Genomic DNA, 19,130 nt, shown 5'->3' with positions numbered 1-19,130 from the left:
TCGTGTGCGTGGTTTATGTGTCGCGAACGCAGTTCGGGCTAGCCAACGCAATCCGCTCATCGTGATTTCCCGCCTCGGCGCCGGGCACTGGGCCGCGCGACGTGGCTGGCGTTGCGCACCGGCGGTCTTCCAGTACGTTGCTTACCTGTAAGGCGGGCTAACTATTCGCGGCACTGTCGCCGTCCGCGCATCAACATCCTGGAGCGTCATGGACAACCGGTACTTCCCGCTGGTCGTTGTGGTCATCATGCTCGCCCTCGGGTTGACGCTCACCCTCGACGACTTCAAGCGGGCCGCCACGCTGCGGCGACCCCTGCTGGTCGCGTTGATCTGCCAGGTGTTGATCCTGCCGATCCTGTGTCTGCTGATCGCCGAAGCCTTCCACCTTCCGCCGACGCTGGCGGTCGGGCTGATGCTGATGGCCGCCACGCCGGGCGGGACGATGGCCAACATCCTGAGCCATCTGTTCAACGGGGACCTGGCCCTGAACCTGACGCTGACCGCGATCAACGCCGTCCTGTCCATCTTCGCCCTGCCCGCGATTCTGGCGATATCGCTGACCTGGTTTTTCGGCGAGGGACGGTTCCTTCCGGTGCAGCTGGACAAGTTCCTGGCGGTGTTCGGGCTCGTGCTGGTGCCCACGGCGGTCGGCGTCGCCCTGCGCCACCGATTCCCCGAGCTGGCCAGGCGGCTGCAGAGGCCGGTCCGAATAGCCGCGGTGGCGCTCCTGGTGCTCGCGATCCTGGCGGCAATCGCCGGCGGAAAGACGACGGTGTGGAACAACTTCGGCATCCTGGTCGGGGCCGTCGTGGCGTTCTGCGCCGCGAGCCTCAGCGTCGGCTACCTGGTGCCCCGCTGGATGCGTCTGGCGCCGCGCCAGTCCGTCGCGATCAGCCTGGAGATCGGGATGCACAACGCCGTGGTGGCCATGGGCGTGGCGCTGAGTCCCCAGCTGCTGAACAGCGTCGAGATGGCGACGCCGGCCGCCGTCTACGGCGCCGTCGCGCCCCTTGTCGCCCTGACATTCGTCTTCGCCGCCCGGCGCCTGGACCCCGCGTATCGCGCCGTCGCCCGCAACGAGGCCGCCGCTTAGCGGCGCTGCGCCGCGGCCAGTCGACTGGCAAATTCGGGGGACTGGATGGAGTGGGCCTGCGGGCCCAGCTCCGTGCGCATCGAGCGCTCATGCTGTTCGTTGTCCAGCGACCCGGGCGTCGCGGTGGCGCGCATGGTGGCCTTGGTGGCCAGGACCACATCGCGCGGGGCCGCGGCGGGACCGGCGGCGAGTTCCAGCGCCGCGGCGACGGGGTCGTCGGCGATGCTGAGCGCCAGGCCGTGCCGCACGGCGGTCTCGGCGTCGAAACGCATCCCGAACAGCAGGGCCGCGCGAGCCACCTGCGGGCCCACCGCCCGCTGCAGCATCCAGGTGGCGCCGCCGCCGGGATGCAGCCCGAGCTTCTGGAACCGGGCGTCGAACAGCGCGGCCGGACCGGCGATGCGCACGTCCGCGGCCAGCGCAAGGTTGAGTCCCGCGCCGACGGCCGCGCCGTTGACCGCGGCGATGGTGGGCAGCCGGCAGCCGCCCACGGCCATGAATCCGTCGTAGAGCTGTTGCAACCCCGTCTCGGCGGCCCCGCCGCCCGCGGCGCCGAGGGCGGCCAGATCGGCGCCGGCGCAGAACGCCTTGCCCGCCCCCGTGACCACCACGGCGTGCACGCCGGTGTCGTCCTCGGCCCGCTCGACGGCGGCGCGCAGCCGGGCCGAGATCTCCGCCGTCACCGCGTTGCGCCGATCCGGGTCGTTGACGGTGATCAGCGCGACGCGGTTTTCGACCGCATACAGGACGGGGTCGGTTTCGGCCATCGGGCACCTCCGGGTTAGCTGCGTGCTCGGGGTGGGACCCACCTAACGCTACGTGTCCGGTAGCACCGGTTGGAGAGCCGGCGTCCATGCTGCGTTTTAGCTAAGTGGCGCAAGGGTTTTCGTCTTGCACGGCAGGGAATCCCGGACGTAGGGTTCGCGCATGACGAGACCATCCCGCTCCCGGCCCGAAGCCTCCGAACGAACCGCCGCCCGAGACGTGCCGATCCGGGAACGCGGCGTCATTCCGGCCAAGTACAAGCTACTGATGGCGATGGCCGCCGCGTCCGCGGACGGTGTCGGCGCGTTCGCCGACGAGGCGCGCGCCGCGGGCGCCTCGGACGCCGAGATCGCCGAGGCGCTGCACGTGAGGCGCACGCTCGGGCGGCCGCGCGCTCCCCGGGGCCGACGGCCCACCCGCCTCGGCGGGGTGCGGGCGGCGGCGGCCGCCTGCTGCGCGTTGCTGATCGCCATCGTCGCGATCGTCGAAAGCGCGCCGCCGGGCACCGCCGACCCGTGCGCCGACGTCGCTCCGGCCCCGGCGGCCGGTTGCGGCGGCCCTACCCAGGACGGCCCGCCCCGGCCGCCGTGGCTCGGGGCGATCGAGCAGCGCGATCCGCAATTCGTCGAGTCCTACCTGCCGATGCGCCAACGCATCCTGAGCGACGGGGCCATCCCGTCGAAGTACAAGCTGCTCATCGGGATGGTCACCGACGCGATCGCCGCCCACCCGGACGGCGTCAAGGGGCTCGCCGACAACGCCCGCGGCGCCGGCGCATCGGAAGCCGAGATCACCGAGGCGGTCGAGGTCGGCTATCTGTTCGGCGGCACCGCGGCGCTGGTGATGGGCGTCAACGCGTTCAAAGGCTGACCGGCCGCCGCGCCCCGGCTTTGCCCGACGACACCCCAAGAATCTCTTGAGGATCCGCTAAGCCCCTCTGCCGATGCTCGAGTCAGTTCACCGACATCGACACTAGGAGCGCCCCGATGACCGCCGCGGCAGCGAGCAAGAGGACCCACAGAAAGATCGGCTACCTGAGGTTGGTGCTGGTCGTCGTCCCCACCGCCGTCCTCGTCGTCCTCGGGATCGGCGTGGCGCAGGCCACCGCGCCGGCGGCGGGCCAGCCGTGCACGGTGCGCAACGCGACCACACGGGACGCCAGCGGGCACACCATGTGGTGCAACCCCGCAGCGGGCGGGCATCGGATGGTGTGGCACCACGCGCCGGCCGCCTAGCGTACGGGCCGCATTAGGCCGCACATCGTTTGCTGTGTCGCGCGGGAGGCGGCGACGGGCGACAATGTGTTCCTTCGCGTTTACCTGCCCACAACGGAGCAGCGCAGGAGGGAGGGCCGGGGTAGCCCATGAAGAGACGAGCAGCGGTCGCGATCGCCTTCGGTGCGGCATTAGCCGCGGCGCCGATCGCGCACGCCGATGACCCGTGGATTGCGCTGGCGATTTCGGACTCGACCGGGCAGCTCAAGTACACGTTCTCGGGAACGAGCCAGAACGACGCCCAGCAGACGGTGATGAAGGAGTGCCGCAAGACGGTCAGCGATTGTCGCCTCTTGGCCAGCGGGCAGGGCGGTTGCGTGGCCATCGCCGTGCCGCCCGCGAACACCCGATACTTCGGCGGCTGGGGCCCGACGCGCGGGGACGCCGAGGCCGCGGCGGTAGCCAATTCCCGGGGTGGCACGGTCCAGAAGGACCACACCCACTGTCTGGGCGATCCCGGGAACTCGTGAACCGGCGGCGTACTCGCCTACCCGAGTGTGTCCCAGAAGGCGGTGAGCGCCGCGGCGCCCCGGGCGGGGTCCTCGACCATCCACCAGTGTCCTAGTCCCTCCAGCACCTCGGTGCGGGCGCCGGCCCGGTGCGCCGCCCGGCGGCGGAGTTCGTGGGAACCGACGTAGGTGTCCTCAGTGGCCAGCAGCGAAAGGCCCGGCCGGGCCGCGGCGTTCTGCAGGTCGCGGCCGGCCTCGGCGATGGCGGGTTGGCGCGCGGAGCGATAGAGCGACAGGATCGCGCGGCCCATCTCCGGGCCCTGGGCCGCGGCGATCGCGGTCGCGATCTCCATCGGAATGCCGAATCCGGTGAGCTGGGTCGCGCGGTCCTCGACCGTCCCGCCCATCATGGCGTCCACCAGCTGCTCGCCCGCATCCGGCGTTTGCCACACCTGCGCCAGGTCATGCCAGACGTATTCGGGGTCGAACACCCCGACGATGTCACTGGCCCAGCTGCGCACCAGCTCCGGCCGATGCATCACGACGTTCATGACGTGGCCGCCGCCCCAGTCGTGCCCGACCAGATCGATCGGCTGGTCCAGGTCCTCCAGCTGCCCTTCCAGCCAGTCGCGGTAGGCGAGATAGGTCGCCGGAAACCCCTCGGGGAGCTTCGCGCCGAAACCCGGTGGTGAGAGCAGTGTCACGTCGTCGCGCCCCAGGGCGTTTACCAGCGGGCCCCAGATCGCGTCCGTCTCGGGATTGCCGTGCACCAGAACGATCGTCATGACCGACATCCTGGCACGACGGAGCGGCCGCGGACAGACTCGTCGGATCACGCAGTGCGGACGGACAATTCGTTACCGCGGCCCGGGTTGAAAGGCAGGCTCATGGTGCGGTAGCCGTTGTCGGGGTTGCGCACATACTCGAGATAGGGGCCCGACTCGTCGACGGCGTTCTCCCCGATCACCAGGGCTCCCGGACTCAGCTGGGGCTCGAGGAGCTTGAGGACCGGCAGGTACAGACTGAACGCCCCGTCGAGCAAGACGAGGTCCACGGGGCCGCCTACTCCGCCCCGGAGCGTGTCGAGCGCGTCCCCGACGCGGATCTCGACGATGTCGGCGAGCCCGGCGGCGCTGAGATTCTGCCGCGCGCGCTGGGCCTTGCTCGGCTCGAGTTCGGTTCCGATGAGTTCCCCGCCGCCACCGTCGCGCAGGGCCACCGCGAGATAGATGGTGGAGATGCCGAACGACGTCCCAAACTCCACCACGCGTTTCGCCTGCCGGGCGCGCGCGCAGATGTAGAGGAAGCGGCCGAACTCGGCCGAGACGTTCAGGAAGTTCGACGCGTAGCCGCGATACAGGCCCTTGTAGTCCGCGGCCTCCTGCGCGAGTAGTTCGGCGATCGCCACGCTCCGTCCTTCCCGTTCTTGGCTGAACCGCGCCTTGAGTGCCCCGTCGGCCAGCTGTGCCTCGTCGAACAACCGCTCCAGCACCTCGGTGACCAGCGGAGACGTGAGGGTGTCCATTTCTTCCTCCAAAGTTAGGGTTGCCTAACCTAAACGACCGTACCGTCGGGTGCGGGGAAGCACAAGGGGAGGCGACGGCGAAGGGAAGCCCTGTCGACGATATGGGCGCCGACTGGGCCTCCGGCCGCGGCGACCCGGGCGAGGAAAGAGGGGGCAGAAGGCGGCTGGGGAGGTCGGTGACGCCAAGCAGCACGTGGGCAGCCCGTCGATGCAATGCTTGCCTAATCAGACACCGTTAGTTAACGTCGGTGGCACCGAAGGCCGCCCGCCGCACCTGAAGATAAGCCGGCGCGGTCAACGCCTTGGTGAGTGCGGTTGTGGTGCAATTGTTTTGGGCTTCAGGAGGCCATGCGGTGAAGGGTTTGCGGGGCAGGGTGTTCCTCCTTGCGGGGGCCGGCTCCGGCATCGGAGCGGCGACCGCCAGACGGGTCGGCGCCGCGGGTGGCCTTGTGGCCGTCGGCGATGTGTCTTTGGCCAACGCCCAGTGCGTCGCCGACGAGATCGACGGACAGGGGGGCACCGCGCTCGCGGTCGAGTATGACCAAGCCGACGAAGCTTCGATCAGTGCACTTGTCGATCGTGTGGCGTCACATTACGGGCGTCTCGACGGACTGCTGGGCAATGCCGCGGACCTGGGGCCCGACGCGCTCGGCGCTGATTCCCATGTGGGCAGAATGAGTACTGACGTCTGGATGCGAACTTTGACGGTCAACCTCGTCGGCAATGCGGTGTTGATCCGCGAATGCATCCCCCATCTCCTGAAGGCCGGCGGGGGCTCCATCGTGCTGACATCGTCGGCCGTGACATCGTGCGCGGAACCCACGCGCCCGGCCTACGCCGCATCGAAGGCCGGGCTGAACGCTTTGGTCCGGCACGCTGCGTGCAAGTTTGGCAAGCAGGGCGTCCGCGTCAATGCGGTGGCACCCGGCCTGGTGCTGAGTTCCGCTGCGCTCGACCTGCTCGATGACTCGTTCGTCGAGGAAAAACTCGCTCAGATCAGCACTCCGAGATTGGGCGATCCCGACGACGTCGCGGCGACGATCGCCTTTCTCCTGTCCGACGACAGCGGTTACGTCACCGGGCAGGTGTGGGGAGTCGACGGTGGTCTGACCTTCCGCGAATAGCAGACGAACGATCTGACAGTTGCCGGCATCGGCTCATGACGGCAACCCGACGCGTACCTAAGGAGACGGATTGTCAGGCAAGGCGACATTCACCGACGAGATGATCGTCAAGGCCCGCCAGGAAATCGACCGTGAGCGGCCGGCCCGAGCTCACTGGAACGAGGTCACCGCGGACGCGATCCGGCACTTCGCACTGGGCATAGGCGATGATAATCCCTTGTGGCTCAGTAAGAGATATGCGAACGAGTCGGTGGGATCGGTACTTGCGCCGCCCACCTTCTTATGGACAGCGTTCATGACGCCGATGTTTTTCCCGAGCGACTCGAAAGCCAAGAGTTCTGGCGGCGGCATGCCCGGCATGCAGGCCCTGTACGCCGGTTGCCAGTTTCGCTTCAACCGTCCCATCAAACCCGGTGACACGCTGCGAGCGTCCAGTACCCGCTGCGGCGTGGTCGACCCGTCGGCCAGGGTGGAGGGAGACTGCACAGAGCGCCGCGCTGACCTGGACCGCGCAGTGGCGGCAATGGCCTCCTACAATCCGAACCCGGGCGGCAGGACGGTATTTCAGATCGAACATCATCAGTGTGCGGACGCCCGGACCGGCGAGATCCTGGGTGACTTGATCGAGCACGCGGCACGGGTGGAGCCGGAAGCGATCGACCCGCACCTCGGCAAGTACGGATGTTTCAGGCCGCGTAAGTATTCGGCGGCCGAGATGGAACACATCGGCAACCTCTATGCTCAAGAAGCCCGGCGGCGCCGCGGTGCGACGCCTCGTCGGTGGGAGGACGTGGAGCCCGGTGATGAATTACCGGGCCTGGTCAAAGGACCCATGACGATTCTGAGTTACAGCGCTTTCTTCGCCGGATTCGCCGCGTTCTTCAACCTCACGGACCGGGTGCTGTACAACTTCGCGAGTCGATTCGGCGAGTCGGTCAAAGTGGATCCCGAGACTGGCATCTGGTTGCTCCCCGAGGAGATGCATTGGCACCCCGAGATGGCCCGGATCCTGGGCATGCCTTATGGATTCGACGTCGGCTCCCAGCGGGTCAGTTGGCTCGCCCATCTGGTGACCGACTGGATGGGCGATCACGCGTGGATCAATTCGCTCGATGCGTGGTTTCTGCGTCCGATGTTTCTCACCGAGACGGCATTGATCGCAGGCCGCGTCGTGTCCAAGACCGAGGCGGACGAGCGCCAGGTCACTATCGCCATCGACGCGAAGACGTTCGACGGGGAACCGCTCTCGGCGGCGACGGCGGTGGTAACGCTGCCGGGACCTGACGCCGAGCCGGTGTGGGCGCGCGCGACGGACCTCTCGTGACCGGAGTACCCGCACGGCTCAACGTGGTGGTTCTCGGCGTTCGGGACATCGACACGATGCGCGGATTCTACGAGTCGCTGGGTTGGCGACCCAGGCCCCGGCGCGGCGCCTTCTCCCGGATGGACCTTGCCGGCGCATCTTTGATGCTCTTTCCTCTCGACGTCCTTCTGGAGGTGGTCGGTTTGCCGCTCAGCGAAAACGGATTCCGCGGCACGGTCAACGCCATCGTCGCTGAAGACGACGACATGGCGCGATCAATTCTGTCGGCGGCAGTGGCGGCCGGCGGAACGCGGCTGAGCGAACTGACCCAACGGAATTGGGGCGTGAGGACGGGCTACTTCGCCGACCCTGAGCGCAACGTCTGGGAGGTCGCGGTCCTTCCGGGCGCCTCGTTCGACGACAGCGGCGCTCTCATTTGGCCGACGCAGTGAAGGACACGCACCTGCCGTGGAGATCGAAGTGACAACAACGGAATCGATGCCGCCCCGCGAGGAGACCGTCATTCGTTATCTGCTCGAACGCAACGCGGCAGAGGCACCCGACGACAAGTGCGTGGCGTTCGAGAACGGGACGGAATGGAGCCGGCTTGGTTGCCTGGGGGCGGCCTACGCATCCGCCAATCAGCTCCACACCGCCGGGGTGCGGCAAGGGGACCGGGTGGGCGTGTTCCTGCCCAATGGCGAATCATTCATCCGTGCCTGGTGGGGACTGTGTGTTCTCGGGGCGACGATCGTCCCCATAAATCCGGTCTTCCGCGGCACCATGCTCGAGCGTGTGCTCGAGCTGGCTGATCTTTCGGCCATCGTCGTGGATGCCGAGCGCCGGACGCTGATCCAGGAGCAACCGCGGGCACCACGCGTGGTGCTTGATGCGGGCGAGCTTGGGGGGTTTGACCGCACCGCGCCCGGGTTGCAGCGGCCGATCGAGCCCTGGGACAGCGTCGCGTTGATCATGACATCGGGGACGACGGGTCCGTCGAAGCTGGTCACTGTCACGTACATGTACTTCGCGACCGGCGCGGGTGCATTCTATGAGCGCGAAGGGCTTGGCAGAACCGACGTGTTTCTCATCGACCTCCCGATGTTCCATATGGCGGCGCTCTGCTACATCGGCGGCTCATTGTTGACCCGCAGCGGCCTCGCAATTCGAGACCGGCCCGCCCTTGACCGGTATTGGGAGATCGCGCGCGACGTCGGGGCAACCGCCGCGATCCTGTTGAGCACGATGGTGACGTTTCTGATCAACGCCGAGCGCCGGCCTGCCGAACGCGAACACCGTCTGCGTACGGTGCTGATGTCCCCGCTGCCCGGCGATCCTCAGGCGTTCAAGGACCGCTTCGGCATCGCGAACATCTGGACAACGTTTGGGATGTCGGAGGCGCCCTCGGTGATGCGGGGTGCCTGCGGCGTCCCGGGCTCGGACCAGCCCGGGTATGTGGGGCAGCCCTATTCGGGGTACGAAGCACGGTTGGTCGATGAGAACGATGTCGAGGTGCCGGTGGGCAGCCCGGGTGAACTCATGATCAGGACCCACACGCCGTGGGTTATCTCCCCCGGCTACTTCGGCGATCCTGAGGCGACCGCCAAGGCGTGGCGCAACGGATGGTTTCACACCGGTGACGTGATGCGCAGGAATGAGTACGGATCTTTCTTCTTCGTCGACAGGGTCAAAGATGCTCTACGGCGTCGCGGGGAAATGATCTCGGCGTACGAGGTCGAACGCGTCGTCCTCCGGTATCCCGGTATCCGGGAAGCTGCCTGCGTGGCCTATCCCTCGGATGGCGGCGCCGAGGACGATGTCAAGGTCTTCGTGGTTTCGACCGGGGGGCAGCCGGACTTCTGCGAGCTGCTGCGCTTCTGCCACGCGAACATGCCCCATTACATGGTGCCGCGGTACTTCGAATCCATCGCCGTTTTACCGAAGACAGCGACCATGCGGGTCACAAAGAACGTGCTGCGCGATCAGGGCAACAGCGCCCGGACATGGGATCGAGAACAACAGGGGATACGGGTGACCCGGCGGGGCATCGAGGGGTTACCGACCGCCTCACCGGGCGTCAGCCAGGCGTCGTCGGCAGCCAGCTAAGCCCCCCTTCGGGGCAGTGATGCCGTCCGTTCAGGCCCGCACGAACTTGACTGCGATTGTCCCTGGGGCAATAATCAAACACTGTAAGGTAGAGCGGAACAGCGGGTGCCGCGCGTTAAGGAGGTCACGCATGACCACATCGGCAACGACATCCCCCTCGGCCCAGACATCGGACGTCCTCGCCGATCTCGGTCCGATCCTTGACATCGACTCACACGAAATGATCCCGCTGCATATGTGGCCGGAGGCGTTCGGTGAGGCAGCGGTGAAGTTCACCGAGCTGGCTGCCAATACGTCCATGGTCGACAACCTCGGTGAGAATTCCATGCGGCGCGACGACCTCGGTGCCGACGACGACGAGATTGACCCCGAGACTGTTTGGGAGATCAAAGGCCCGGCGGCGCCATCGGCGATCAAGATGTCGCGCAGGGTCGATGTGCTTGACGCGATGGGCGTCGCGCGCCAGCTGGTCTTTCCCAACTTCGCGCTGATCGGTGTAATGCTGGCTTGCAATCCCGAGGCGCACAAATGGTTTGGGTACGACCCCGAGGGAGTCGACCGCGTTCAGCTCGGCCGGGACGTGATCGCCGGCCACAATGGCTGGGTGTTGCGCACCATCGGTGAGGTCGACGACAACCGTGTGCGCCCGGTGGCGCTGATCCTGACCGAGTCCCTCGAACAGATGATGGCCGACTCGCAGCGGTTGATCGACGGCGGAGCGCGGGCCCTGATGATTCCAGGCGGCGAGCCGCCGGCTGGAATGTCGCCGGCAGATGAGCGCCTCGACCCCTGGTGGAAGTTGCTCGCCGACGCGAACATCGCCGTCACCCTGCATATTGGAACGGAGTTCCCGTTCCTGGCGTCGTCGCGGTGGGCCTCCCGGGTCCCGCAGTTCAAGCGAGCCGACTTCGCGTCGCTGGAGTTTCCGGTCGAACCGTACTTCGGTGCGACGATGAACTTCACCCACGAGAATTTCCTCACCGTCCTGGTCTTAGGTGGGGTTTTCGAACGGCACCCGACTCTGCGATTCGGGTCGCTGGAGATCACCGCCCAGTGGATCGGTCCCCTTGCGGAGCGCCTTGACCTTTGGGAGAAGCAGTTTCACAGGCGTTTTACCGGCATCCTGTCGATGAAGCCCTCGGAATACATCAACCGCAACGTTCGCATCGGCCCCTTCCCTTTCGAGGACGTTGCCTCGTACTTCACCCGTTATCCGCATCTGTCGGACGTGTTCAGCTTCTCCAGCGACTTCCCGCATATTGAGGGCGGGAAGGGCTCGAAGCAGAAGTTTTTCGACAATCTTGCGCCGCTGGGTGAGGACGTGTTGCGCAAATTCTTCGTCACCAACCCGGAACTGCTGCTGCCCGCGTTGTGACACCTCAGCAGTAGCTAAGGGCTACGCAGCTTTCGGGTGGACGTATCGCCGATTCAACTGTGCGGCAAACGATTCGGCGCGATCGCGCCGATCCGGGCCGCCGACAGCTGAAGACGCGCCGAACAAGACTCAATCTCCCTGCCGGTCAACGGGGACGGTAAGCCCCATACGGATAGCAACAGCCGCAATGATCCTGTCTGATCGACTACCGGCACGCTGATCATGCGGACATCAAGGGGTCGATCGGAATCGAGAATTGCAGGCTCGTAGTGCTCCGCCACCGACGCGATCAGTTCCCGGATGCGATCGGCGTCGCCCGGCGATCGGTCGGTGTTGGTGTAGTGGTGGTAGATGCGCTCGAGTTCGAGCTGGGTGTTGCTGGCCAGCGTGACAGACCAGCCGCGCGCACGCACTCGTTCGAGCATCGCCCGGTAGGAGTCCCGTTGGTTCTCGCTGAGCGAAGGACCGGCGCGGTCGAGCCATGCGCGCTCGGCCACGTCGCCGGCCGCGGCCACGAACAGGGTGCCCAGCGGGGGCACCAGCGGCGAGCGCTGACCCACGCGGGTGCGCGGTGACCCAGCCGCCGGATTGCCGGCGCCGGCGATGACGACAAGCTGGTCTCCCACCATAGCGGTGGACAGCACCTCCGCGTCGAGTTCGGCCGCCAGGGCCTCCATCTCGTCACGAGCCAGGTCCGCATGCTGGAGATATCCGATGACATCGGGCTCAGGGATTGCCACCATCGATGCCGGAGAGAAGCGCCCGTAGCCGCCCTGGAAGAAGATCAAAGGCAGCGCGGCATCGGCGGCGGCAAGGTCGCGGACCCGTCCCAGCACGTGGAAGTGATCACCAGCGGGCATTATCGACTCGAAATCGCAGTCAATCCATGCCGCAACGCCACGCAAGCGTGGCGCGCCTGAAGCCGCGGGCTCCCAGTCTATGCCGGCGAACTTATCCTGGGCGCTGCCCGCAAACGTCCGGCACAGATCTTCCTGGTGGGCTCCGATAACATTGACACAGAACGACTTTGCCGTACGCATTCGCGCGAAACTGCGCGACGACCGGCTCGGGTAAAACCCAATCAGCGGCGGTTCGAGCGAGACGGATACAAACGATCCGATTGCCATACCGGTCGGCTGCCCCGTGTCGTCTGTTGCCGTGATCACGGCAACGCCCGTCGGAAAACTACCCAGCACGTCGCGAAAGCGGCGTGGGTCGAACAGCGGGCCGGTCATCGGGCCTCCCCATCACCGTGTCGAGCTGCGCCCACCCCGGCTGCTCCTCCTGCCCGATAATCTATCGCCGTTGTATTATTACGGTATAACATACCGTGGCGGCCCTTCCGGGCAGCGGATCGTTGTGGCCGCGAACACGAGTGACCAGGAGCTACACATGACCAGGGCCTATGCCAGTACGGTGATCGACGCCGGTGTGGACACCGTGTGGGGGCTCGTGCGTGACTTTGGCGCCGTGGGCCGCTGGATTCCCGGGTGCAAGGGATGCGACGTGCTCGTCGACATCGACCCGACCCGCCCCGTCCGGCGTCTCGTACTGGCCGACGAGGACGTCGTCGAGGAGGTGCTCCTCACCCGTGACGATCTGTTGCGCCGAATCCAATACGGCTTTCCGGGTCAACTCCCGCGGGGCATGCGCAGCTTCATCGGAACCGCGCAGGTCCGGGAGGTCACCGACGGTGACCGTACCTTCATCGAGTGGTCGAGCGAGTTCGACACCGACCAGGAATGGGAGTCGAAGATGATCGCCAACATCTCGGGCATGCTGACCCAGATCATCGCGGCAGTAGCTGCGGAAGCTCAAGGGAAGGGTCGCAGCAATGCCTGAGGCCATCGACTGGGACGCCGATATCTGGGACCGCATCGTCGACGTCGTCGTGGTCGGCACCGGCGTGGCTGCCGGATCCGCGGCGGCGGCAGCCAGTCGGGCCGGGGCATCGGTCGTGATGTGCGACAAGGCCGAGCACCCCGGTGGCACCACAGCAAGATCTGGTGGCGGGATGTGGATCCCGAACAATTTCCACTTGCGTGCCCTGGGGATCACAGATGACCGCGACCGGATGCTTCGTTACATGGCCCGCAGCGCTTACCCGGCGAAGTATCGCCCCGATGATGTGACGCTTGGGCTGACCACCCGCGAGTTCGAGTTGATCGAGTGCTTCTTTGATCACGCCGCCGAGGTGGTCGATGAGCTGACCAGCGACGGCGTGCTGGACATGTGGGGCCACGACTTTCCGGACTACTACAGCGATTTACCCGAATGCGTGACCTGGGGTCACCAGCTTGCGCCGAAACTGCCGGCGGACTGGAAGCGTGGTGACCCCGGCGGCGGGGAGCTTGTCGCCCTACGGTTACGCGGCGCCGCTGAGGCTAGAGGTAACGAGACAATGCTGCAGTGCGAGGTGGTCGACCTGCTGCGCAACACCGACGGGGAGGTCATCGGAGTCGAAGCGCGCCACCGCCGCGAGACGCTGCTGATCGGCGCCCGCAGGGGGGTGGTATTCGGCTCGGGCGGGTTTCTGCACAACGCCCAACTCGCCTCGGACTGGCTGCGAGGACCGATTTTCGGTGGCGCGGGCGAGATGACGTGCACGGGCGACCTCGTCGGGATCGCGTTGCGCAACGGAGCTCAGTTCGCGAACATGACCCATGCGTGGTGGACGCAACTGGTGGTCGAGCAAGCCCTCCACCATCGGGTCACCAGCCGTGATGTGTTCTACGCGTATGGCGATTCGATGTTGATGGTGAACCGGCTGGGTAGACGCGCAGCGAACGAGAAGGCGCCCTACACCGATCGCGGCCAAGCCCACTTTCATTGGGACACAGGCCATCACGACTACAGCAACCGCGTCCTGTTCATGATCTTCGACGAGGCTGTCAGAACCTCTGATCTCCGGGAGGACCCGTCGATTCGTGGAAGTAGAATGGGCCGCTACCCGGTTCCGTTCCCCGAGGAGAACCCCGCCTATCTGATCTCGGGAAGCACCTGGCACGAGCTGGCCGGCAACATCGCCGAGCGCTTGCGCAGACTCGCGCCGGAACTGGGACCCGTCGAGCTGGGGGAGGGGTTCGCCGAAGAGGTGGCAAGGACCGTGGAGGTGTTCAACGGCTACGCGCGCGCGGGCAAGGACCCGGAGTTCCGCCGTGGCGAAACCCTGATCGAGCAGGCCTGGGCGTCCAAGACGCGGCCCGACGCGAAGAACGACTCGATGTATCCGCTGCGCGACTCCGGGCCGTACCACTGCGTGATCCTCGGGGCGGGCGCTCTCGATACCAAGGGCGGCCCCGCAACCGACGCGCACGGACGAGTCCTCGACACGCGCGACCGGCCGATCCCGGGACTCTACGGCGCCGGCAACTGCGTGGCTTCCCCGTCGGGTCAGGCTTATTGGGGCCCCGGCTGCACCCTGGGCATCGGCGTTACCTTCGGATACCTGGCGGGGCGGCACGCGGCAAACCAGCCGACCCGTTCGGGGGCCTTGGATCTCGGCCGAGGCGCCGATACGACCGTATACGCCTGAGGCGCAGCGTGATGGGAGAAGCGGCGCGCCCCGGCAGCGTGCGGGCCGACGGAAGCGCGGATTGGGGCGAGCCTGGCGTGTTTCGCGTCGCCGACGGCGTATTTCGCATCCCGTTGCCGATGCCGCAAGATGGGCTCCGCGCGGTCAACGTCTACGTGCTCGTCTCCGACGATGGCCTGACACTCATCGATAGTGGCTGGAACATTCCCGAGGCGCGCACGCTGCTCGAGCGGGGCATCAAGACGATCGGCTTCTCGATGGGTGACATCACGACCTTTCTGATCACCCACCTGCACCGCGACCATTATGAACTGTCCATGCATATACGGCAGGAATTCGGCGCCACGATCGCCCTCGGCGAGGGTGAGCGTGCGGGAATGGAGATGCTGCGACGAGGGTGGGTGGCCCCCTTTGAGGGGCAACTGGCGTCGCTGCGGTCGATGGGAGCCGATTCGATAGCCGACCGGTTCGCCGAGCACGCGCTTCAGGAGGGGCTTACACCGTCGCGCCATGAGATGCCCGACGAGTGGATTGTCGCGGGGCCGACGATGGTGGGCAACCGAGTGATTCAGGCGGTGCCCACCCCCGGCCACACACGGGGACACATCGTTTTCCATGACGAACGCGCGGGCCTGCTCTTCTCCGGTGATCATGTGCTGCCCGCGATCACTCCGTCAATCGGATTCGAGGCCGCACTGGCGCGAAACCCTCTGGGAGATTTCATGGAATCGCTGAGAATCCTTCGTCGCAGATCCGATGCCCGACTGCTGCCCGCGCACGGCCCCGTGACCGGAAGTGTCCACGTACGAGTTGATCAATTGCTTGCCCACCACGAACGCCGTCTCGCGAAGACGGAAGGCGCCATGGCAGCGGGTGCGCGCACCGGGATCCAGATCGCCGAACACCTGACGTGGACCCGCCGTGAGCGCTCGCTGTCCGAGCTCAATGTCTTCGACCAGATGCTCGCCGTGTGCGAAACCGCTTCGCATGCTGAGTTACTCGTCGCGATGGGACGCGCCGGTTCAGAGACGCGGTTGGGCACCACCTACTATTGGCCGGTCCACCACACGTCACCGGGCGCGATGACCAAGTGAGCCGTGACCATCCCGCCGTCCACGGCGAGAACGGTGATGCCCCGGCCGGCGGTCGTCATCACACCGGCCGAGGCAGGTTCGTGGTGGGCAGCTCTCCTAATCGACTGCGGAGATAGCCCGCTCCGGGCACGTTTCGATGCCCAGCATCGCGGGCAAGCGGTCAGCTTCGTCGACGTCGGCGGCCTCGATGGCCACATATCCGTCGTCGTCGATCGGGTACACCGACGGCGCGACAGCGTGACACATTGCGTGGCCCTGGCACTTGTCTTTGTCGACGATCACTTTCATTCGTCTGCCACCTTCGCCACAACGGGCCCCGTCACGACAGAATCAACCGTAAGTTGTCGATCCCCGTGGTGCCCCCCGTGTGCTCGGTGAGCGACTCGGGATCCTCTAGCGAGTAGTCGGGGAATCGCTTGTGCCACTCTTCGAGGGCGACTCTGAGCTCCAGGCGCGCCAGATGCGCGCCGATGCACCGGTGCGGTCCCGCGCCGAAGGTCGCGTGGCGAATCACCGGCCGGTCGAAATCGACCACCTCGGCGTCGGGGTAGACGCTGTAGTCGCGCCCGGCGGGCGAGGTCGGAAGCAGGATCATCTGGCCGGCCTTGACGGGTACGCCCGCGACCTCGGTGTCGGCGACGACCTTGCGACCGGTTGCCACATTGGGGAAGGCGCGCAGGAACTCCTCGACCGCGTGCGGCACTATCGTGGGGTTCTCGACGATTCGTCTTCGATTCTCCGGGTGGGTCGCCAGATGGTGGAAGATCACCGTCAACTGAGAGGCGACGGTGTCCAAGCCGGCGATGAACAGGAACATGCACAGGTTTTTGAGGTCCTCGGTGTCCACCGGCTTGCCGTCGATCTCCCACCGGAGCGCGGCCGACAGCAAGTCATCGCCGTTGAGACTCGGGTCGGCGCGCCGCGCGGCGATCAATTCACCCAAGTAGGTCGCCACCTCCACCATCGCCTGGCGGGCGCCGCTGCGGTCCGGGTCGGTGGCGCTCTCGGCGTGCATGATCTTGTTCTCCCAGACCATGAACTGGTCGAAATCGGCTTTCGGCAACCCAAGCAGTTCCATGAACACGAAGTTCGGGAATTGCGCTGCGAACTCGTCGATAAAGTCGACCGTGGGCTTCCCGGCGAAGCCTTCGATCAGCTCGACGCAACGGGCCCGAATCCTTGGCTCCAACAACTCAACCCGAGACGGCACGAAGTGCGGTGCCAACAGCTTGCGCCACGTCGTGTGGTCCGGCGGATCGATCATCACCGGGATCATGAGATACTCCGGATCCGGTTCGATCGGAATGACCGCATTGCTGCTGAAGCGCTTCGGGTCCTGGAAAACCTCCACCACGGCCTCGCCGGTCGCGGCGATCAGGTAGCCCGGCATTCCGTTGGTGGGTGCGACCTCGACGACAGGGGACTGCTTACCCAGCTCGGAGAGCCGGGCAAACCCCGAATTCACCGGACAGCCACCCTTGAGGTAATCCCACTCGATCACCGGGCAGTGCGAATGAGCGCTTTCAACTGACATGTTGTGACACTCCCTCTGACTTCGTCGTCGGACGCCGTGCGCACGCATCGACGTAACCGGGCAGCAAGGCTGCTCGCGGATCGGCACTGATTAACCAACCACCTTTAGATTATGTGGCGACGCCGCCCTGGTGTCCAGGGAATCTCCGTTTCAGCTTCGGCGACTTGCCGGTCACGGGATTGATCCTGCCGTGGGGGCCGTGCGCCCGCCATATTCTGTCCGCAACTGGGTAGCAGGCGCGCGGGACCTGGTGCGACAGATGCAGGCACTCGATGGCGCCCGTTCGCTGCGCCGGTGTTGCAGGGCTCGAGAAAGTGTCGGAGCCTGGCCGGTCCCCGCGTTGACATGTGACAGCGATCACCCTTAATCTAACGCCCGTAGATTTTGCCGCCCGACTGCTGCGCAGGCAATCCGGTACCTGACGAGTAGCATGCAGCCGCGGGCGCGACGCCTAGCGACGGAAGGTCGGACATTGCACGTCCATAAGGAGCTGTTCGTAGGAGGGCGCTGGGTCTCTCCGTCGACAAACGACACCATAGAGGTGATCTCACCCCACAACCTGGAGACGATCGGCAGGGTGCCGGCTGCCGGCGAGGCCGATGTCGATGCCGCGGTCGCGGCGGCGCGCACGAGCTTTGACTCGGGCGTGTGGAGTCGGCTGCCGGTGGATGAGCGTATTTCGGTGATCAGGCGCCTGCACGATCTCTACGTCGCTCGTCTCGACGAGATCGTGGAGCTGCAGTGCCATGAAATCGGTTCACCGATAACCTTTTCCAGGGCCGTCACGGGTCCGGCGCCGGTGCTGACATTGGCTACGTTTCTTGACAATGCCAAGCGGGTGCCGTGGGAGGAGATCCGGCCCGGGGTCACCGGCCTGGACATCATCGTCCGTCGCGAAGCAGTTGGTGTGGTCGCGATCATCGTCCCGTGGAATGCCCCGCAGTTCACCCTGATCGCCAAACTCGCCCCCGCGCTCATCACCGGCTGTTCGGTGGTCATCAAGCCGTCTCCGGAAACGCCGCTCGACTCCAATATCGTCGCGGAACTCACCGCCGAAGCCGGAATTCCGGAGGGTGTCGTCTCAGTGCTGCCCGCGGGCCGTGACGTCGGACAGTATCTGGTTTCGCATCCCGGGGTGGACAAGGTCGCGTTTACCGGGTCGACCGCGGCCGGGCGGAGGATCGCGGCGATCTGTGGGGAGCAGCTCAAACGTTGCAGTCTGGAGTTGGGCGGTAAGTCGGCGGCCATCATCCTCGAAGACGCGGACCTGGCCGCCACCGCGGCGGGCTTGGAATACGCTTCGCTCGCCAACAGCGGGCAGGCCTGTATCGCCCAAACGCGGATCCTCGCACCTCGTTCCCGGTACGACGAAACCGTTGAGGCCGTTGCGGCGATGATGTCCGCCCAGGTCGTCGGAGATCCCTTCGATCCGAACACCCAAATCGGGCCGATGGTCTCAGCGCGCCAGCAGCAGCGGGTCAATGGATACATCCGCCTCGGCGAGAAGGAAGGCGCTCGCCTCGTAACTGGTGGCGCACATCCCGTGACAAGCCAGGAACGCGGTTGGTACGTGCGGCCGACGCTGTTCGCCGACGTTGACAACTCCATGCGCATCGCGCGCGAGGAGATCTTCGGGCCTGTACTCGTCGTCATTCCTTACGGCGATGAAGCCGAAGCCGTACGGATCGCGAACGACAGTGACTATGGACTGGCCGGATCGGTATGGACGTCAGACACCGACCATGGCATTGACATCGGCCGCCAAATCCGTACCGGAACGTTCAGCGTCAACCAGTACTGGCTGGACATCAACGCCCCGTTCGGTGGATTCAAGGCGTCCGGCATCGGCCGGGAAATGGGTATCGAAGGGTTCAACGCCTACATCGAGTACAAGTCGATAGCCCCGGCACCTCCGCTTCCCGCATGACGCGGCACCCGGTGACCCTGACTGGC

At 65.8% G+C, this 19,130-nt stretch carries 19 protein-coding genes; 13 read left to right on the top strand and 6 right to left on the bottom strand.

Features of this window, described 5'->3' with window-relative positions:
* The first annotated feature begins 208 nt into the window (after nt 1-208).
* Nucleotides 209-1,093: a bile acid:sodium symporter family protein gene (locus G6N56_RS08790; protein WP_085254873.1), complete on the top strand. Its 885-nt coding sequence runs from the start codon at nt 209-211 to the stop codon at nt 1,091-1,093.
* On the opposite strand, the gene G6N56_RS08785 is transcribed toward G6N56_RS08790, so the two are convergent.
* Nucleotides 1,090-1,860 (bottom strand): enoyl-CoA hydratase, encoded by a 771-nt coding sequence (locus G6N56_RS08785; RefSeq protein ID WP_085254874.1) that lies wholly within the window; start codon nt 1,858-1,860, stop codon nt 1,090-1,092. The two genes, G6N56_RS08790 and G6N56_RS08785, sit on opposite strands and share 4 nt — an antisense overlap.
* Before the next feature lie 160 nt (nt 1,861-2,020).
* On the opposite strand from G6N56_RS08785, the gene G6N56_RS08780 reads away from it, so the two are divergent.
* The 3 genes from G6N56_RS08780 (at nt 2,021) to G6N56_RS08770 (ending at nt 3,602) form a co-directional block, all read left to right on the top strand.
* On the top strand, nt 2,021-2,728 hold the full coding sequence (locus tag G6N56_RS08780; protein WP_085254875.1) for a carboxymuconolactone decarboxylase family protein: 708 nt from the start codon (nt 2,021-2,023) through the stop codon (nt 2,726-2,728).
* A gap of 116 nt (nt 2,729-2,844) precedes the next feature.
* Nucleotides 2,845-3,093: a hypothetical protein gene (locus G6N56_RS08775; protein ID WP_085254876.1), complete on the top strand. Its 249-nt coding sequence runs from the start codon at nt 2,845-2,847 to the stop codon at nt 3,091-3,093.
* A 128-nt stretch (nt 3,094-3,221) separates the two neighbouring features.
* Nucleotides 3,222-3,602, top strand: a complete 381-nt coding sequence (locus G6N56_RS08770) for a DUF4189 domain-containing protein (RefSeq protein ID WP_085254877.1) — start codon at nt 3,222-3,224, stop codon at nt 3,600-3,602.
* A 17-nt stretch (nt 3,603-3,619) separates the two neighbouring features.
* Here the strand turns inward: G6N56_RS08770 and G6N56_RS08765 are convergent, their stop codons facing one another.
* Together G6N56_RS08765 and G6N56_RS08760 are read right to left on the bottom strand one after the other, a co-directional pair.
* Complete coding sequence (locus tag G6N56_RS08765) at nt 3,620-4,366, bottom strand: alpha/beta fold hydrolase (RefSeq protein WP_085254979.1); 747 nt, start codon at nt 4,364-4,366, stop codon at nt 3,620-3,622.
* Between the two features lie 47 nt (nt 4,367-4,413).
* Nucleotides 4,414-5,106 carry an O-methyltransferase gene (locus G6N56_RS08760; protein ID WP_085254878.1) on the bottom strand — a complete coding sequence of 231 codons (693 nt, stop codon included), beginning with the start codon at nt 5,104-5,106 and terminating at the stop codon, nt 4,414-4,416.
* 353 nt (nt 5,107-5,459) lie between these two features.
* Between G6N56_RS08760 and G6N56_RS08755 the strand changes: the two genes are divergently transcribed.
* From G6N56_RS08755 to G6N56_RS08735, 5 genes are all read left to right on the top strand, one after another.
* On the top strand, nt 5,460-6,230 hold the full coding sequence (locus G6N56_RS08755; protein ID WP_085254879.1) for an SDR family NAD(P)-dependent oxidoreductase: 771 nt from the start codon (nt 5,460-5,462) through the stop codon (nt 6,228-6,230).
* 70 nt (nt 6,231-6,300) lie between these two features.
* The gene (locus G6N56_RS08750) at nt 6,301-7,554 is read left to right on the top strand and encodes an FAS1-like dehydratase domain-containing protein (protein WP_085254880.1); all 1,254 of its coding nucleotides are present in this window, start codon (nt 6,301-6,303) and stop codon (nt 7,552-7,554) included.
* Nucleotides 7,551-7,985 carry a VOC family protein gene (locus G6N56_RS08745; protein WP_142280507.1) on the top strand — a complete coding sequence of 145 codons (435 nt, stop codon included), beginning with the start codon at nt 7,551-7,553 and terminating at the stop codon, nt 7,983-7,985. The genes G6N56_RS08750 and G6N56_RS08745 overlap by 4 nt, the downstream gene beginning before the upstream one ends.
* Before the next feature lie 28 nt (nt 7,986-8,013).
* Nucleotides 8,014-9,639 (top strand): AMP-binding protein, encoded by a 1,626-nt coding sequence (locus tag G6N56_RS08740; RefSeq protein ID WP_142280508.1) that lies wholly within the window; start codon nt 8,014-8,016, stop codon nt 9,637-9,639.
* A gap of 19 nt (nt 9,640-9,658) precedes the next feature.
* Nucleotides 9,659-11,014 carry an amidohydrolase family protein gene (locus G6N56_RS08735; protein WP_085254883.1) on the top strand — a complete coding sequence of 452 codons (1,356 nt, stop codon included), beginning with the start codon at nt 9,659-9,661 and terminating at the stop codon, nt 11,012-11,014.
* A 53-nt stretch (nt 11,015-11,067) separates the two neighbouring features.
* On the opposite strand, the gene G6N56_RS08730 is transcribed toward G6N56_RS08735, so the two are convergent.
* Nucleotides 11,068-12,249, bottom strand: coding sequence for a flavin reductase (locus G6N56_RS08730; RefSeq protein WP_085254884.1), 1,182 nt, complete (start codon nt 12,247-12,249; stop codon nt 11,068-11,070).
* Nucleotides 12,250-12,406: 157 nt separating this feature from the next.
* Here G6N56_RS08730 and G6N56_RS08725 point away from each other — a divergent pair, with 157 nt between their 5' ends.
* From G6N56_RS08725 to G6N56_RS08715, 3 genes are read left to right on the top strand one after another with little or no spacing between them, the layout of a single operon-like run.
* Nucleotides 12,407-12,856, top strand: coding sequence for an SRPBCC family protein (locus G6N56_RS08725; protein ID WP_085254885.1), 450 nt, complete (start codon nt 12,407-12,409; stop codon nt 12,854-12,856).
* Nucleotides 12,849-14,549, top strand: a complete 1,701-nt coding sequence (locus G6N56_RS08720; RefSeq protein ID WP_085254886.1) for an FAD-dependent oxidoreductase — start codon at nt 12,849-12,851, stop codon at nt 14,547-14,549. The genes G6N56_RS08725 and G6N56_RS08720 overlap by 8 nt, the downstream gene beginning before the upstream one ends.
* Before the next feature lie 11 nt (nt 14,550-14,560).
* Nucleotides 14,561-15,643, top strand: coding sequence for an MBL fold metallo-hydrolase (locus G6N56_RS08715; protein WP_085254887.1), 1,083 nt, complete (start codon nt 14,561-14,563; stop codon nt 15,641-15,643).
* Nucleotides 15,644-15,739: 96 nt separating this feature from the next.
* On the opposite strand, the gene G6N56_RS08710 is transcribed toward G6N56_RS08715, so the two are convergent.
* Together G6N56_RS08710 and G6N56_RS08705 are read right to left on the bottom strand one after the other, a co-directional pair.
* The gene (locus tag G6N56_RS08710) at nt 15,740-15,931 is read right to left on the bottom strand and encodes a ferredoxin (protein WP_085254888.1); all 192 of its coding nucleotides are present in this window, start codon (nt 15,929-15,931) and stop codon (nt 15,740-15,742) included.
* Nucleotides 15,932-15,962: 31 nt separating this feature from the next.
* Nucleotides 15,963-17,177 (bottom strand): cytochrome P450, encoded by a 1,215-nt coding sequence (locus tag G6N56_RS08705; protein WP_158090695.1) that lies wholly within the window; start codon nt 17,175-17,177, stop codon nt 15,963-15,965.
* A 430-nt stretch (nt 17,178-17,607) separates the two neighbouring features.
* Between G6N56_RS08705 and G6N56_RS08700 the strand changes: the two genes are divergently transcribed.
* The gene (locus tag G6N56_RS08700; protein WP_085254890.1) at nt 17,608-19,104 is read left to right on the top strand and encodes an aldehyde dehydrogenase; all 1,497 of its coding nucleotides are present in this window, start codon (nt 17,608-17,610) and stop codon (nt 19,102-19,104) included.
* Nucleotides 19,105-19,130 lie beyond the last annotated feature (26 nt).

Source organism: Mycobacterium saskatchewanense, from assembly GCF_010729105.1.
GTDB classification, from domain to species: Bacteria; Actinomycetota; Actinomycetes; order Mycobacteriales; family Mycobacteriaceae; genus Mycobacterium; species Mycobacterium saskatchewanense.
This window is presented reverse-complemented; position numbering and strand designations above follow the sequence as displayed.

Coding starts and splice junctions, on each gene's coding strand:
- G6N56_RS08765 (WP_085254979.1), bottom strand. CDS start 4,366: ATGACGATCGTTCTGGTGCACGGCAATCCCGAGACGGACGCGATCTGG.
- G6N56_RS08790 (WP_085254873.1), top strand. CDS start 209: ATGGACAACCGGTACTTCCCGCTGGTCGTTGTGGTCATCATGCTCGCC.
- G6N56_RS08705 (WP_158090695.1), bottom strand. CDS start 17,177: ATGTCAGTTGAAAGCGCTCATTCGCACTGCCCGGTGATCGAGTGGGAT.
- G6N56_RS08715 (WP_085254887.1), top strand. CDS start 14,561: ATGGGAGAAGCGGCGCGCCCCGGCAGCGTGCGGGCCGACGGAAGCGCG.
- G6N56_RS08735 (WP_085254883.1), top strand. CDS start 9,659: ATGCCGTCCGTTCAGGCCCGCACGAACTTGACTGCGATTGTCCCTGGG.
- G6N56_RS08775 (WP_085254876.1), top strand. CDS start 2,845: ATGACCGCCGCGGCAGCGAGCAAGAGGACCCACAGAAAGATCGGCTAC.
- G6N56_RS08710 (WP_085254888.1), bottom strand. CDS start 15,931: ATGAAAGTGATCGTCGACAAAGACAAGTGCCAGGGCCACGCAATGTGT.
- G6N56_RS08770 (WP_085254877.1), top strand. CDS start 3,222: ATGAAGAGACGAGCAGCGGTCGCGATCGCCTTCGGTGCGGCATTAGCC.
- G6N56_RS08725 (WP_085254885.1), top strand. CDS start 12,407: ATGACCAGGGCCTATGCCAGTACGGTGATCGACGCCGGTGTGGACACC.
- G6N56_RS08700 (WP_085254890.1), top strand. CDS start 17,608: ATGCAGCCGCGGGCGCGACGCCTAGCGACGGAAGGTCGGACATTGCAC.
- G6N56_RS08730 (WP_085254884.1), bottom strand. CDS start 12,249: ATGACCGGCCCGCTGTTCGACCCACGCCGCTTTCGCGACGTGCTGGGT.
- G6N56_RS08780 (WP_085254875.1), top strand. CDS start 2,021: ATGACGAGACCATCCCGCTCCCGGCCCGAAGCCTCCGAACGAACCGCC.
- G6N56_RS08760 (WP_085254878.1), bottom strand. CDS start 5,106: ATGGACACCCTCACGTCTCCGCTGGTCACCGAGGTGCTGGAGCGGTTG.
- G6N56_RS08720 (WP_085254886.1), top strand. CDS start 12,849: ATGCCTGAGGCCATCGACTGGGACGCCGATATCTGGGACCGCATCGTC.
- G6N56_RS08785 (WP_085254874.1), bottom strand. CDS start 1,860: ATGGCCGAAACCGACCCCGTCCTGTATGCGGTCGAAAACCGCGTCGCG.